The 13,915-nt window shown below is 62.3% G+C and carries 12 protein-coding genes and 1 pseudogene; 6 read left to right on the top strand and 7 right to left on the bottom strand.

Annotation, left to right across the window (positions count from 1 at the left end; all coding sequences use genetic code 11):
- Positions 1 to 12: 12 nt before the first annotated feature.
- Positions 13 to 366 (bottom strand): TetR-like C-terminal domain-containing protein, encoded by a 354-nt coding sequence (locus LDL49_RS40910; protein ID WP_225299891.1) that lies wholly within the window; start codon positions 364 to 366, stop codon positions 13 to 15.
- Between the two features lie 475 nt (positions 367 to 841).
- On the opposite strand from LDL49_RS40910, the pseudogene LDL49_RS59420 reads away from it, so the two are divergent.
- From LDL49_RS59420 to LDL49_RS59415, 3 genes and pseudogenes are all read left to right on the top strand, one after another.
- A pseudogene (locus tag LDL49_RS59420) lies at positions 842 to 1,249 on the top strand (ATP-binding protein); the annotation flags it as partial.
- On the top strand, positions 1,239 to 1,994 hold the full coding sequence (locus tag LDL49_RS40900) for a DinB family protein (RefSeq protein ID WP_225299889.1): 756 nt from the start codon (positions 1,239 to 1,241) through the stop codon (positions 1,992 to 1,994). The pseudogene LDL49_RS59420 and the gene LDL49_RS40900, both read left to right, overlap by 11 nt.
- 412 nt (positions 1,995 to 2,406) lie before the next feature.
- Positions 2,407 to 2,643: a zinc-ribbon domain-containing protein gene (locus tag LDL49_RS59415; protein WP_225299888.1), complete on the top strand. Its 237-nt coding sequence runs from the start codon at positions 2,407 to 2,409 to the stop codon at positions 2,641 to 2,643.
- Positions 2,644 to 2,848: 205 nt separating this feature from the next.
- On the opposite strand, the gene LDL49_RS40890 is transcribed toward LDL49_RS59415, so the two are convergent.
- The 6 genes from LDL49_RS40890 to LDL49_RS40865 form a co-directional block, all read right to left on the bottom strand.
- A complete protein-coding gene (locus tag LDL49_RS40890) occupies positions 2,849 to 3,691 on the bottom strand; it encodes a nucleotide exchange factor GrpE (protein WP_225299886.1) in 843 nt (280 codons plus the stop codon).
- Between the two features lie 20 nt (positions 3,692 to 3,711).
- Positions 3,712 to 3,915, bottom strand: coding sequence for a hypothetical protein (locus LDL49_RS40885; RefSeq protein ID WP_225299885.1), 204 nt, complete (start codon positions 3,913 to 3,915; stop codon positions 3,712 to 3,714).
- A 38-nt stretch (positions 3,916 to 3,953) separates the two neighbouring features.
- On the bottom strand, positions 3,954 to 4,259 hold the full coding sequence (locus tag LDL49_RS40880) for a DUF6247 family protein (RefSeq protein WP_225299882.1): 306 nt from the start codon (positions 4,257 to 4,259) through the stop codon (positions 3,954 to 3,956).
- Between the two features lie 946 nt (positions 4,260 to 5,205).
- The gene (locus LDL49_RS40875) at positions 5,206 to 5,613 is read right to left on the bottom strand and encodes a hypothetical protein (protein WP_225299880.1); all 408 of its coding nucleotides are present in this window, start codon (positions 5,611 to 5,613) and stop codon (positions 5,206 to 5,208) included.
- Positions 5,614 to 5,615: 2 nt separating this feature from the next.
- A complete protein-coding gene (locus LDL49_RS40870; RefSeq protein WP_372470597.1) occupies positions 5,616 to 6,749 on the bottom strand; it encodes a scabin-related ADP-ribosyltransferase in 1,134 nt (377 codons plus the stop codon).
- 20 nt (positions 6,750 to 6,769) lie between these two features.
- Positions 6,770 to 7,009: a hypothetical protein gene (locus LDL49_RS40865; protein WP_225299877.1), complete on the bottom strand. Its 240-nt coding sequence runs from the start codon at positions 7,007 to 7,009 to the stop codon at positions 6,770 to 6,772.
- A gap of 417 nt (positions 7,010 to 7,426) precedes the next feature.
- Here LDL49_RS40865 and LDL49_RS40860 point away from each other — a divergent pair, with 417 nt between their 5' ends.
- The 3 genes from LDL49_RS40860 to LDL49_RS40850 are packed head-to-tail and all read left to right on the top strand — an operon-like array spanning position 7,427 to position 13,647.
- Complete coding sequence (locus tag LDL49_RS40860; RefSeq protein ID WP_225299875.1) at positions 7,427 to 8,944, top strand: type I restriction-modification system subunit M; 1,518 nt, start codon at positions 7,427 to 7,429, stop codon at positions 8,942 to 8,944.
- A 2-nt stretch (positions 8,945 to 8,946) separates the two neighbouring features.
- Positions 8,947 to 10,179, top strand: coding sequence for a restriction endonuclease subunit S (locus LDL49_RS40855; RefSeq protein ID WP_225300207.1), 1,233 nt, complete (start codon positions 8,947 to 8,949; stop codon positions 10,177 to 10,179).
- A 24-nt stretch (positions 10,180 to 10,203) separates the two neighbouring features.
- The gene (locus LDL49_RS40850) at positions 10,204 to 13,647 is read left to right on the top strand and encodes a DEAD/DEAH box helicase family protein (RefSeq protein ID WP_225299873.1); all 3,444 of its coding nucleotides are present in this window, start codon (positions 10,204 to 10,206) and stop codon (positions 13,645 to 13,647) included.
- Positions 13,648 to 13,915 lie beyond the last annotated feature (268 nt).

The following is a 13,915-nucleotide window of genomic DNA, read 5'->3' as shown; positions in this document are numbered from 1 at the left end:
GAGTGTCGCAGATTACGGCGTTTCGTCGAGGAGAAGCGGCAACCCGACATCGTCCGCGTCGTTCGGCCACCCCGGCGTCTTACCGAGCCACAACACCTCGACCACCAGCGCGGGCCGATCAGCACCCGGCTTGCCCGGCCGGATCAGCCCGGCCTCCACATAGCGGCGCAGCGCCCGGCGGCTGACCCCCGGATCCGGTTCGATCATTAGCTCGCGGAAGGCGGCACGCAGATCGGCGTCCACAAGTACGGCTTGGGCCAGCCCGGTGAACGGCCTCGGCACCGCCACCAGGTCGCCGGGCAACGAGCCGGTGTCCATCTCCTCAGGCGGCGTGGGCTTGCTCGCCTTCACGACCGTGATCACCATCTTCACCTTGCCGCCCCACCGTCGGTAGGACGTTGCAATGCTGGCACCGGAGCACTGTGCCAACAGGGCACTCCCGGGCGCGTCGGTACTCTTCATCGACGCGCGGGGGCGAGCAGTGAAGTTCTCCAACCACCGAACCCTGTCGCCGGACGACCTGGACACCATTGTGACCACGTACCGGCGGTGCATGGCGGCCAGGTTGCACGCGCTCTCACCGATGTACGCAGCCCCGCCCCGGAGGGGCTTTGAGCTGGGCGCGGCCGAGAGACCTCTGACCCTTACCTGCTGATCCGTAGCAAGGTCAAGAGTGTCCACGCCTGTACGCGAGCAGCCGAAGTCCCTGCTTACGGCGCGGTCGGGCGAACGGAAAGCCCACAGTCGTCCAGGGCAGTCCAAGGTCGTTATTAGCAGATGCGTTAGCAAGATCGCCGCATGAAACAGTGCTCGAGCTCACCGCCACCCAAGCCGACGACTTTATGAGCTGATCAGCGAACGCTCCGGCAAATCCATGATCATAACCTCGAACCGGGCACCGGAGGAGTGGTACAAGCTGTTCCCCAACCCCGTCGTCGCCGAATCGCTCCTGGACCGACTGATCAACTCCAGGTACCGGGTCTTCATGGATGGACCCAGCTACCGGCCGAACACGGAAAGAACGGCACGTCGAGACGCGCGAAGGACGACAAGTAGACCGGCCGTCGATCGCCTGACTTCGGCGGGCGCCCCCTTGGTTGCGGGCGATCGGCGCCCCGCGGCTGGCCTATGTTGCCCAAGCGAAGCGGGACGCGAGCGTGAGCACGTTCCACACAGTCGGCCCCGAAACTTGGTTGCCGAAGGTGGCGCGGGCGGGACGGGTGCGGAAGACTGCCTCGATGGCTGCTGAGTACGCCCAGAGTGACCAGTTCCGTGGTGCCCGCATCCACCTGTGCGACCTTGCCGGTCTCGAGATCCGCGATTGCGAGGTCAGCGGTCTGAAGATCGTCGACTGCTATGGGAGCGACGTCTACCTCGGTGGCGACTTCGAGCGTCTCGTCGTCAACGACGTCGACGTGACCGCCTATGTCGAGGCCGAGCTCGACCAGCGGCACCCCACGCGGGTGCTGGCGCGTGACGCCGCGTCCCCCGACGACTATCGGGCTGCTTGGGATGCCATCGAGACGATGTGGGCGGCGACACTCGACCGCGCCAGGCTGTTGCCCGAGGCCAAGCTGCACGAGCAGGTCAACGGCGAGTGGTCGTTGGTCGAGACCCAACGGCACCTGCTACTCGCCGGCGATGCCTGGCTCGGCAATGCCGTGCTGGAGGAGCAAGCGCCGTACCACCCGTTGGGCCTCCCTCACGGCGGGATGCCGCCCGACGCAGCGGCGAAGCTCGGTCTCACCCTCGAAGCCACCCCGACGCTCGACGAGGTGCTCGCGCCGCGGCTCGCCCGCATGGCCACGATGCGGCGTGTCGTCGACGGGCTCACCGAGGCCGAGCTCGATCGGGTATGCGGTCGCAGGCCGGCGGACCCGTATCCCGACCAGGAGTACGTCGTGCGCCGCTGCCTCACGGTGGTGCTGAAGGAAGAGGCCGAGCATCACCGTTATGCGGTGCGCGACCTCGCCGTGCTCGAGGCCGGTGCCTGAACTGGCGCCGACCCGGTCGGAAATGACCTCCAGCCGCATTGCGCGCTACTAAGACGGTCATTTAACGGTCACATCGACCACAAGACCGCGCTAAAGCGCCCAATTCAGCACCTACCCCCCATTCACGAGATCGGTATCCGCCCAAACAGGATCGCTCCTCCGCACTGTTCACTCTCGCAACCGAACTCCCCGCTGCGATCCTCGCCCGGATGCTCGGCGTCCACATTAAGGTCGCCGTCCAGTGGCAAAAGGCGTCTGCCGGGGACTGGGCCGCCTACGCTGCCGAGGTCAGCCAACGGGATCGGACGTGATCGCGGCGTCAGCATTCTCCTGATCGTTCGTTTCCCTCCTGCTGATCAAGAAGAGAGCATGCTCGTGACATCCAGCAAGAGCCCGGCGGGAAACCCGCCGCATGCTCAGTGATCATCCTGTCGCCGCAGAATTCCACCCCACCCGCAATGGCGCGCTGACGCCCGACCAGGTTCCCTACACCTCGAAGGAAAAAGTCTGGTGGCAGTGTTCCGTGGTTCCCGTGCACGCATGGGAGGCGATACCGAGCAACAGGACGAAGAAGAATAACCCAACGGGCTACGGTCCCTGCCGGGGGAACGGGCTGAAGGGCAGAGTCTCGTTCGAACGGAGCTTGTAGGGGCGATTCCCTGAAGTAGGGTAGACGCCTCGTCAAGAGCGCCCCGGCCTGGTCAGGCGGTAGATGCGGACCGGTGACGTGTGATTGTGTGAAGCGGTGTTGCTGTACGGCACTGCTGTATGACACCCCCGCGGCCACGGCTCGGATGAGGTCCTCTTCATCGATTCCACGCCTTCCGGCAGGGCCCGGGGTGCCTACCCTCGCGTTAGTCCGCAGGGGCCGGCTCGACATGGTGATCGTTGTAGGGGAAGAGGTCATCACCGTGATCGACGACGGTGCTGCACCGGTACCGGACAATCTCGATCATCGACGCCGGGCCGAGGTCCTCGTCGTCTCCCCGCTCCTCGTGGTGCGGATTCAGGGCCTCGTCCACGTTGTAGTGCAATCGGCCGTCGACCAGATAGTCGCGGCGGAAGTCAGTTCCCCACTGTGAGTTGCTCCCCCAACCGTGCGAGAGGTCACGGGTAGATCGTGACCGGCGCCAGAAGGTCCAGTACAGGGTGGAGCGATCGGCGACCCCCGCGACCAGATGCCGTGCCCCGGCGGTGACGACCACCCCGGCCCGCATCAGCAGCATCGATCCCATCATGTAACCGGGCCAGCGCTCCTCGACGATCGAGGGCGGCTCGTCGGGATCGTCGACCGGCCGCACCTCGACGACCTCGTGGAAGAACGGATGGAAGCCCCGCCTGCCGATCCGGTCGGCGCCCAGCGCCTCACAGAAGGCGGGATAGATGCCGACCGGTGGGTAAGCCTCGTCCGGGCTCGCTGCCGAATCATCCGGTTGATCCTGGTAGTTCAGGATGAGCAGGTCGAGGATGCGGTTCACGGCATACAACCGCACCAGCGAGCTGTATCCCCTCCTTGGAGGCTTCCCCAGAGGGATCAGGTGACTTTCGGGCTGGCCCGCCTCCCGCACCTCCGCCACGTGCCCCGGATGCTCGTCCAGCCACCGCAGCAGCATGTCGCCCAGCCCGTCGCCCTCGTGGTCAAAGACGCCCTCGTACAGGAAACGCCAGTGGTGACCCGAATAGACATCGTCTTTCATGCGCCCCAGGGTCCAGCTGATCAACCAGCCCAGACCAACTCATAGATGGTGATCAGCTCAGCCTTTTCATCGACGTGGAAGTGGAGCAGGCCATAATCACCGAAGGTGGCCTGCCGGTAGTCCGTACGTCCGGGATACAGCACCTGCGCATCCCACGGCTCCTCCAGCAGATCGGCCGTCCGCTCAACCAGAGCCGTCAGGGCAGCATCGGGAAAGTCCTTCATCCTCGCCAACGCCGAAGCAGACAGAACCGGGCGAAAGCTCACGTACGCCGCGCCCGCGCCAGACGCTCTTCCCAGTCGGGAATCGCCTCCTCAAACGCCACGACCTCGCCTGCGCTCCGGGCCGCCTCCTCAGCACGCTGATCGTACGTGGGATCGGAGAAGGCGATCGAGTTCAGCCACCAAAGGTTGAGGACCTCGGGCAGGCGATGGTATTCACCCGGCTCACGCGCTGCCTCCCACGCCTCGTGATACTGGGCCAGGAACACCGGACGCCACTTCTCCGGCAGCGCCCGAAGAATCGCTTCCGGATCGTATCGAGGATCATGGACAGGCTGCGCGCTCATGCCCCCACGTTACCCGTCGGCTCCCCTCGCGCCCCAGAGTCCGCATCATCTGAGAGATCGCTCCGCTACAGGGGGCAGACGCCTTCTCGATCAGCTCCAGGGATTCATGAGTAGCAAGCTCCTTCAGGTGGTCGCTGGGCGGTGCCGTACTGGTTGCTGTACAGCAGAGCTCACTCCTTGGCGCTGCCAGCGGAAGAGTTGGGCAACTGCACGTAGGTGCCCTTGCCGTGGACGCTGCGGATCAGGCCGCGCTCACGTAGCTCCTTCAGGGGCACGACGAACGGTCATAGTGAGACCACCTGAAAGTGATCATGTACGTTGCCAAGCCGCTGCCGATCCTCTACGAGGTTCGGCCGTGGGCGGCGTGGTACGCGGCGGTGGCGAGGGCTTTGATCTCGTCAGTGTCGGCCTCCAGCAGGAAACCTTCGGCGACCGTGGCGTCGCTGAGCACCAAGCCTTCGCTACACAGGATGCCGACGGCCGTCTTCCCCACCAATAGCGACGTGCCATACCGCTCGGCGCGTTGCGTAGGGAGGCTATAGCTGCAAGGGCAGCAGTGGGCTACATGGCCCGGCAGGTCGCCGCCGCAAAAATGTGACTTCGCACCTGCCGTCCATCGGCCAACCACCGAATCGGGTGACGGGTGGGCAAGCGAAAGGCCCTCCAGGATGATCCCGGAGGGCCTCTCAGCGTGTGTGCGGCCGGAGGTACTCGAAACCCCAACCTTCTGATCCGTAGCCAGTTCGAGATCGTCCACGGAGATCTACCACTGTCGGAAGTGCCTGCTCGGCGGCTTCTTCAGCTTGATCATCTTCCAGGGGCGTACGCCAGTGTCCAGGGGCGTTGTTAGCATCGGCGTTAGCAAGATCCGCGGCTGGTGGCTTCCTCGTGGCGGCGTGTCGGCAAGACACCGACCAAGAGCCGATGACCTGTCCGAAGAGACTCGTCAGTCGTCGAAGCTGGCGATCCATTCATTGATGAACTTCGACGCCTCCTCGGCGGTGACGACATCGCTCCTGAGCGCGGGCCCGAGGCTATCGGCGAGCAGTTCCGGCGATACGGGTTCCCCGGCGACGACCAGGTAGCACGATAGGCCCTCACTCATTTGACGTGACATAGAGGAGACGAACGCATTGCGGCGGTACCTGTTGCAGAGCAACAGCAGGTTCTGCTGTTCCAGCTCTGCTCTCAGCTGTCGCAAGGCGTCTTCGAAGTCGATCGACGAGTGGACCCTGATCGGCGAAGCGCTTGCGCAAGTCAGCCGGAGCTCGTACGTCTCTCCATCGGTCTGTGTTGTCACCTGGCATGGCAGAAGGGATTCGTTCGCCAAGTTGACCAATTCGAGGTTGTACATGCTCACCTCGGCACGTAGTGGGGGTTCGGAATCCAGACGTCGTCAGCGCTCCCGTACTTGCCTGGCTTCCAGGCTCCTCTGATCTGCGATGGATCGATCCGCTTGAACACGACCTCCTGCTCGCCTCTGAGGTGTTTGAAGCCGGGGCCGTACTTTACTTCCATGCCGTTTCCGCGGTCATCGATCTCAAAGATGTATCCCTTGTGTCCGACGGCGAACCCCCTGGCGACGTTCTTGCTCTTCGAGGCGGCGATCAGGCCGTTCTCGCCGGAGAGGTGCTCTTCGATGCTCATATCCGGGTCGCGCGCGGTCATACCGTTCTCGAAGATCCTGTCCAGTGTCCGGCCGTCTCCCCGGAACAGCGGTGGCACCTCCTTCCCCTTGAGTTCGAAACGCTCTCCGTAGTGCGAGAGCTTGGCCGACGGCGTGGGTTTTATCACGCTCTTGGCCGCCTTGCCCAGCGCACCCACGGCCTGTTTGGTTCCGGAGACTGCGCCGCTGGAGCCGGCCGTGGTGATGGCTGCCACGATGTCCGGGATGAGGCGGCCGAATGCTCGCTCGGGATTTGAGGCCCAGGTATCCCAGTCCAGCGCCGACTTGGCGAACTCAGCCGGGTTCTGGATGCCGTAGAGCAGGCCTTGGGCCATGTCATTTACGCTGCGTTGCCAGCCCATGAAGTCGACGACCGCCCGAGTGGGAGAGTAGTCGATCACCATCTTCCCCATGCCGGCCACGCTCTCCACCGTGCCCTTGACCGCCTCCGTCAGCGAGTCGCCGGAGTTCAGGTTCGGGTCGAAGGTGGCCTGGAGCTGCTGGCCGACGCGATCCCAGAAACCTCCTGTCGTGGGCAGAACCGCTCCGGGAGCGAATACAGAGTCGTCGACCGAGATCGGCGGCTTGCCCGCGCCGAACAGCTCCGGCTTGTCCAGCTCCATGCGCTCCAGAAGCAGCAGCCGCTTATTGATCTCAGGCCCCTGGGTTCCAGCCCACGCCGCTACTTGACGGATCGTGTCGGCTGATGCGGTCGATAGCCATCCCCCGCGCAGTATGTTCCATAACTCCTCACCGATGGAGTCCAGCGATGATTCGGTCCGGCGCAGCGCGTCCTTCAGGCTACGGACTCCATCAGGGACCATGCCCTCCAACTGGCCCATGGCTAGCCGGGGCCGTCCGCTGGCGTACGGGCTAACAATGCCCGGAGTTCGTCTACCGCCTCGGCGCACGCCCCGATCAGGGCTTGGCGCTGAGCGGTCAGTTCGTCAGCGAAGCGCTGAGCAGCCGGGCCGGTCCAGACGTTCTGCGCCATGAGCGCGATCGCCTGGTCGAGGCCCGGCATGGCTTGATCGGTGAGTTGCTCGGCTCGGCGTAAGGCCTGTTCCACTTGCTCCCGAGTCATATGTGACTCCTTCGGGTGCGACGATCAAGCTTCGTACCAGGGCGTTAAGGCCATTGGACTGCGCTCCGCCTTCCGCAGCAACCGAATTGCCGGGATTGGTCTGAAGTGTCAGGTGATGCGACACGCCCTCATTAGGAGAGTGCATGTTAAACGGCAGTGAAATGTTGCCTGACCAGGGGCAATATAGGTTATCGATCTGCACTGCTTGCGTGATCGTCTCCCGTATGCCCCCGCTCGCACAGCGAGCAACCCGCGTCATCCGGTGGCAAGCCGACCCAGAGCGCACGCCGCTAAGGCCCGAGCCCGGAAGCGGTGCGGCAGCCCAGAGCTTACGCCCCGCTATCTCGCTTCCCCCTGTCCGCCATCGCTTTGCGCGAGGAGAAGGAACCTGTCGTCCTGTTCCACTAGGCTCCGAGCGTGATTACGGGTGAGCTCAAGAACAAGATTGACCGGCTCTGGGACGCCTTCTGGTCGGGCGGAATCTCAAACCCGCTCGAAGTGATCGAACAGATCACCTACCTGATGTTTCTCCGGCGCATGGAGGACCTGCAGACCACGAAGGAGCGCAAGGCCAACCGCACCGGCAAGCCGATCGAGAACCCGATCTACACGGAGGAGACGAACTTCCTCCGCTGGTCGAAGTTCACCGAAGAGCACCCGGACAAGATGCTTGTCACGGTGCGGGACGGCGTCTTCCCCTGGCTGCGCAGTCTAGGTGGCGATGAGTCCACCTACTCACACCACATGAAGGACGCCCGTTTCACCATCCTCAACTCGAACCTGTTGACCAAGGTCGTCGACATGCTCGACGACATCCCCCTCGGCGAGCAAGACACCAAGGGCGACCTCTACGAGTACATGCTCGGCAAGATCGCCACCGCCGGGCAGAATGGCCAGTTCCGTACGCCCCGGCACATCATCCAGCTCATGGTCGAGATGATGGCTCCCGGACCGAACGACGAGATCTGCGACCCGGCCTGTGGTACGGCCGGCTTCCTTGTCGCGGCCGCCGAGTACGTCGCCCGCGCCCACAGGGACGCGCTGCTCGTTCCTGCCCAGAGGCAGCACTACAACCAGAGCATGTTCCACGGCTTCGACTTCGACAGCACCATGCTCCGCATCGCGAGCATGAACATGCTGCTGCATGAGATCGAGCAGCCGGACATCCGCTATCGTGACTCGCTGGCTGAGAACGTCGCCGACGAGGCTGAGCGCTACTCGATGATCCTCGCGAATCCGCCGTTCGCTGGCAGCCTTGACTACGAGACCACCGCCAAGGATCTGCAGCGGATCGTCAAGACCAAGAAGACCGAGCTGCTCTTCCTCGCACTGTTCCTCCGGCTCCTCAAGCCTGGTGGGCGTGCGGCGGTCATCGTGCCGGAAGGTGTGCTCTTCGGCTCCACCGGGGCACACAAGGAACTCCGTCGCATCTTGATCGACGACCACAAGGTAGACGCCGTGGTCAAGCTGCCCAGTGGCGTCTTTAAGCCGTATGCCGGGGTCTCCACCGCCATCCTGTTCTTCACCAAGACCAACAGCGGCGGCACCGACGACGTCTGGTTCTACGAAGTCACCGCCGACGGGTTCAGCCTCGACGACAAGCGCACCCCGCTGCTGTCCGAGGACAAGCTCGGCGCGACACCGACCGCCCTGCTCGATGAGGCCGATCAGGTCAAGAACAACCTCCCGGACGTCCTCGCCCGTTGGGCTCGCCGCAATGCCAGCGAGCAGCAGCGAGCCCGGACAGAGCAGAGCTTCTGCGTTCCCAAGGCCGACATAGTCGCGAAAGATTATGACCTTAGCCTGGCTCGGTACAAGGAAATCGTGCACGAAGATGTGGAGTATCGCCGCCCTTTGGAGATTCTAGAGGATTTGGAGCAAATCGAAGCGGACATTCAACAGGGAATGTCCCAGCTGAAGGGGCTGCTCTCGTGACGATGGCAAGAAAATGGCAGGTCAAGACACTTTCGGATGTACTCAGCGGTTCCCCAAAAAATGGCCTCTCGCCATCTAATGGAGGAACCGTCCTGGCTAAGGTGTTGACGCTATCTGCCATCACGGGCGATAGGTTTAAAGAGAGCGCATTCAAGGTCGCAACATTTAATTCGAGCCCGCCGCTGAATCAATCGGTAGATAGCCGCGATCTCTTGATTTGTCGAGGAAACGGCAACATCGGGCTCGTGGGTCGCGGTTTCTTCCCGACGCGCGACATGGAAGACACTACCTTTCCTGATACCATGATCGCTGCTCGGCCTGGCGCTGAAATCGAGCCGCGGTTCTTGGAATTCCTCTGGAACAGTGTAATCGTACGACGTCAGATCGAGGCTTTGGCGCGAACGACAAACGGAACATTTAAGATCAATCAGAAAATGTTTGACCAGATCGAAATTCCGGTCCCTCCGATTCCAGAGCAGCGACTGATAGCTGAAGTGCTGGATCAGGCAGACGCTCTGCGTGCCAAGCGCCGGGAGGCGATCGCACTCCTCGATGACCTTACCCGGTCCATCTTCCTCGACATGTTCGGCGATCCAGTCCGAAACGACCGAATGTGGCCGAGAGTACCCTTGCGGCAGCTGATCGACCGAATTGATAGCGGAAATAGCCCACAGTGCCTTGACCGACCAGTCGAGGGAAATGAATGGGGCGTCCTCAAGCTTGGCGCCATTACATCCTGTGAATACCTGCCGTACCAGAACAAAGCCCTTCCGTCGGGGGTGGCGCAGGATCCACAGAACGAAGTGAAGTCGGGCGACCTGCTCTTCTCTCGAAAAAATACTCTCGAACTAGTGGCAGCGTGTGCCCTTGTTCACCAAACACCACCTCAACTCCTTCTCCCCGATCTCATTTTTCGGATAGTAATCAAAAAAAGTGCTCCGCTACTGAAAGTCTATCTCCATCGCCTTCTGATCTATCCAGGCAAGCGGAAAACAGTGCAGGCGCTCGCTAGTGGCAGCGCAAGCTCGATGCCAAACATTTCAAAGGCTCGATTGATGGAGTTGCCTGTCGAACTCCCGCCGACAGCTCTACAGGCCGAGTTCTCTCAGCGGATCGACACTATCGAACGTCTGAAGGCACTCCATACGTCTGAGCTGCACAAGTTGAATGAGTTGTTCGCTTCTGTACAACAGCGCGCGTTCCGTGGAAATTTGTGGAACAATCGAGACATCTGAAGCCTTCCTGGGTGAGGTGTCTCGTTGGGCAACTTCGCGTTCCTCCAGTCTGAGCCAGAGTGGGCCGACCTGTACGACGGTGCGACACGCGCGGAGCGGCTCGCAGTCGCCGACCCGCGCGTCTCGTGCTTTTACGCCCGCCGGACCCTGGAACTGGCAGTCACCTGGCTTTATAAGGCCGACGAGACGCTCAAGCTGCCGTATCGTGACGACCTTTCGGCGTTGATTACCGAGCCGACTATGGTGAAATTGGTCGGCCCGGCGATCCGTACGAAGATGGACCTTATCCGGCGCCAGGGCAACACTGCCGTACACAAGCACGGGCCGGTGGCCACCGCGGACTCCGTCCGGATCGTGGGTGAGCTGTTTCATGTCATGTACTGGATCGCCCGGCAGTATGCCCGGAATCAGGACGCGTTACCCGCCGCCGGGCTGGCCTTCGATCAGGCGTTGATTCCCAAGCCTGTGCCCGCCGACGTCCGGCAGAAGAAGCAGGCCGAGATTCAGGCGATGGCCGAGGAGTTCGGCAAGCAGCAGGCCGAGCTCGCCAAGGAGCGCCGCAAGAGCCAGGACTTGGACGCCGAGCTGGCTCAGCTGCGCGCCGAGATCAAGGCGGCGAAGGCCGTGAACGCTAAGGTCCCGGACACTCACGACTATAACGAGGCCGAGACCCGGGACCTCCTTATCGACTTGCTGCTGCACGAGGCAGGTTGGCCGCTCGACAAGCCGGAGGACCGAGAATTCCCGGTCACAGGGATGCCCACTCCCAGCGGGAAGGGCAAGGTCGACTATGTCCTGTGGGATGACAACGGCAAGCCACTGGGACTGGTCGAGGCCAAGCGCACCACCAGCGACGCCACAGCGGGCCAGCACCAGGCCAAAGCGTACGCCGGCTGCCTGGAGCAGAAGTACGGTCAGCGGCCGGTGATCTTCTACACCAATGGCTACGAGACCTACATCTGGGACGATCTAAACTATCCGCCGCGCAAGATCCTGGGTTTCTACACCAAAGACGAACTTCGCACCCTGATCCACCGGCCGAGCAGTCGTCGTCCGCTGGGCACTGAAACGGTCAACGAGGAGATCGCTGGCCGCCACTACCAGAGCCGGGCGATCCGCCGTATCGACGACGCCTTCGAAAAGGATCACTTGCGTCAGGCCCTCCTGGTAATGGCGACCGGTTCGGGCAAGACCCGGACCGTGATCGCCCTCGTCGACCAGCTAATCCGGGCCGGCTGGGTGAAGCGGGTGCTGTTCCTGGCCGACCGGCAGGCACTGGTCACCCAGGCCACCAACGCGTTCAAACAGCACCTGCCCGGGGTGCCGACAGTGAATCTGCTGAACGACAAGAACACCGATGGCCGGGTCTACGTCTCGACATACCCGACCATGATGGGGCTCATCAACGAGACCAGTAACGGCCTGCGCAGGTTCGGACCTGGCTACTTCGATCTCGTCGTTATCGACGAGGCGCACAGGTCGGTGTACCAGAAGTACGGCATGCTCTTCGACTATTTTGACTCGCTGCTGGTTGGACTCACCGCTACCCCGCGAGAGGAGATCGACCGCAACACCTATCGGCTGTTCAACCTCGAAGACGGGGTGCCCACCGACGTATACGGCTTGGATGAGGCTGTGTCGGAGGGGTATCTCGTCGCTCCGCGTGGGGTGGACGTGCCGCTGAAGTTCCTGCGCAAGGGCATCAAATACGACGACCTGTCGGAAGAGGAGAAGGAGGCGTGGGACGCGGCCGACTGGGATGAGAACGACGATGTCCCCAGCGAGATCAGTGCCGACGAGTTGAACAAGTTCCTCTTCAACAAGGACACCATCGACAAGACCCTTGAGACGCTGATGACCTACGGCGCAAAGGTGGAAGGTGGGGACCGGCTCGGCAAGACGATTATCTTCGCCCGGAACAACAACCACGCCGAGTTCATCGTCCAGCGTTTCGACACGCTGTTCCCCGAATATCGCGGCGAGTTCGCGCAGGTCATCACGCACAAGAAGGTTCTCGCCCAGGACCTCATCGACAAGTTCTCTGACAAGAACAAGGCCCCGCACATCGCGATCTCCGTTGACATGCTCGACACCGGGATCGACATCCCCGAGGTCGTCAACCTGGTCTTCGCCAAGATGGTGCGGTCCAAGACGAAGTTCTGGCAGATGATCGGACGTGGCACCCGGATTTGCCCCGACCTCTTCGGTCCGAACCAGGACAAGAGCGGCTTCCTCGTCTTCGACCTATGCCAGAACTTCGAGTTCTTCAACCAGGACCTGGCTCCCGCCGAAGGCAGGCTTCAGCCCTCTCTCAGTGAACGGCTGTTCAAGCATCGAATGGACCTGCTGCTCAACCTGGACCAGCAGAACCTCAACCTGACACCCCCTGCAGAGAAGACGCACGCCGAGACGAAGACCGTGGCCGATCTGCGCTGGAGTCTGGCCGAGCGGCTGCAGATCGAGGTAGCGAACATGAACCCGGCCAACGTCGAGGTTCGCCGTCACCTGCGCGAGGTCGAGACCTATAGGGAGTCGGCCCACTGGCAGAAGATCACCCTGGAGAAGCACACAGAGATCACCCAAGCGCTCGCGTCGCTTCCCACGGAGTTCCGTGAGGACGAGAACAGCCAAGAGGCTAAGCGCTTCGACCTTCTGGCACTGCGGCTCCAACTGGCCCAGGTGGAGGCCGATGCGAGCTATCTGCGACTCTGCACCCAGGTTCAGGAGATCGCCTCGGCGCTGCTCGATCCCACCACACTGACCATCCCCGCCGTCCGGCAGCAGCAGGAACTCCTTGAGGACCTCACCACCGACTCGTGGTGGGAGGACGTCACCCTGCCCATGCTGGAGTCGATGCGGCGACGTCTGCGTGGGCTGGCAAAGCTCATCCCCAAGGTGAAACGTGGCATCGTGTACACCGACTTCCAAGACGAACTCGGTGAACTGGGTATGACCGAGATCAAGGGTGTCGTGCTGGGCACGGACAAGTCGCGGTTCGAGTCCAAGGTGCGCACTTACCTGCGCAGCCACGAGAACGAGCTGGCGGTGCAGAAGCTTCGCCGCAACCAGCAGATCACTACCGTCGACCTTGAAGAGCTGGAGCAGATCTTTATCGTGAACGGCTTCGGCACCGAGGCCGATATCGAGCAGGCCAAGACTGAGCACGACGGCCTAGGTGTGTTCCTCCGCTCGCTCACAGGCCTGGACCGCGAGGCCGCCTCCAGGGCGTTCGACCAGTTCCAGGCTGGCCAGAACCTCACCGCCAGCCAACTCCACTTCCTCCGCCTCCTGATCGACTACCTGGCCAAGAACGGCATTATGGAGGTCGAAGCCCTTTACGAGTCGCCGTTTACCGCCCTCGCTCCTCGCGGACCCGAGGACCTGTTTTCCGAAGCTAGCGTCGACGCCATCGTCTTGGTCTTGCAAGGCGTACGTGCGACAGCCACACCGGAAGAACATGCCGCGTGACGCTGGTGATCCTCACGGATCATGCTCTTGCTTAATAATCCAGGAAACAACAAGACCGTGAACTGGATCAGATGACAAGACAGGAAAGCGCGATTCAGCGCCGCAGGTCACAAGCTCCTCTAGATGACAGTGCACTGGCCCGCCACGTCATCCGGTGGCAAGTGGACCCGGAGCGCAGGGCCGCCAGGCCCGAGCACCGGAAGCCGCGCGGCAGTCGATCGCCCTAGCCGCTTCGAAGAGTACCGAAGTGAGCGATCGTCACGGTGTC

Source organism: Nonomuraea aurantiaca (genome assembly GCF_020215705.1).
Lineage (GTDB): Bacteria > Actinomycetota > Actinomycetes > Streptosporangiales > Streptosporangiaceae > Nonomuraea > Nonomuraea aurantiaca.
The sequence above is the reverse complement of the archived record's forward strand: the minus strand, read 5'-3'. Positions and strand labels throughout refer to the sequence as shown.

What these genes read in the sequence shown, in the direction of transcription:
- LDL49_RS40865 (WP_225299877.1), bottom strand. Translation starts at nt 7,009, where the DNA reads ATGACTCGGGAGCAAGTGGAACAGGCCTTACGCCGAGCCGAGCAACTC.
- LDL49_RS40855 (WP_225300207.1), top strand. Translation starts at nt 8,947, where the DNA reads ATGGCAAGAAAATGGCAGGTCAAGACACTTTCGGATGTACTCAGCGGT.
- LDL49_RS59415 (WP_225299888.1), top strand. Translation starts at nt 2,407, where the DNA reads ATGCTCAGTGATCATCCTGTCGCCGCAGAATTCCACCCCACCCGCAAT.
- LDL49_RS40890 (WP_225299886.1), bottom strand. Translation starts at nt 3,691, where the DNA reads ATGAAAGACGATGTCTATTCGGGTCACCACTGGCGTTTCCTGTACGAG.
- LDL49_RS40870 (WP_372470597.1), bottom strand. Translation starts at nt 6,749, where the DNA reads ATGGTCCCTGATGGAGTCCGTAGCCTGAAGGACGCGCTGCGCCGGACC.
- LDL49_RS40880 (WP_225299882.1), bottom strand. Translation starts at nt 4,259, where the DNA reads ATGAGCGCGCAGCCTGTCCATGATCCTCGATACGATCCGGAAGCGATT.
- LDL49_RS40900 (WP_225299889.1), top strand. Translation starts at nt 1,239, where the DNA reads ATGGCTGCTGAGTACGCCCAGAGTGACCAGTTCCGTGGTGCCCGCATC.
- LDL49_RS40875 (WP_225299880.1), bottom strand. Translation starts at nt 5,613, where the DNA reads ATGTACAACCTCGAATTGGTCAACTTGGCGAACGAATCCCTTCTGCCA.
- LDL49_RS40910 (WP_225299891.1), bottom strand. Translation starts at nt 366, where the DNA reads ATGGTGATCACGGTCGTGAAGGCGAGCAAGCCCACGCCGCCTGAGGAG.
- LDL49_RS40885 (WP_225299885.1), bottom strand. Translation starts at nt 3,915, where the DNA reads ATGAAGGACTTTCCCGATGCTGCCCTGACGGCTCTGGTTGAGCGGACG.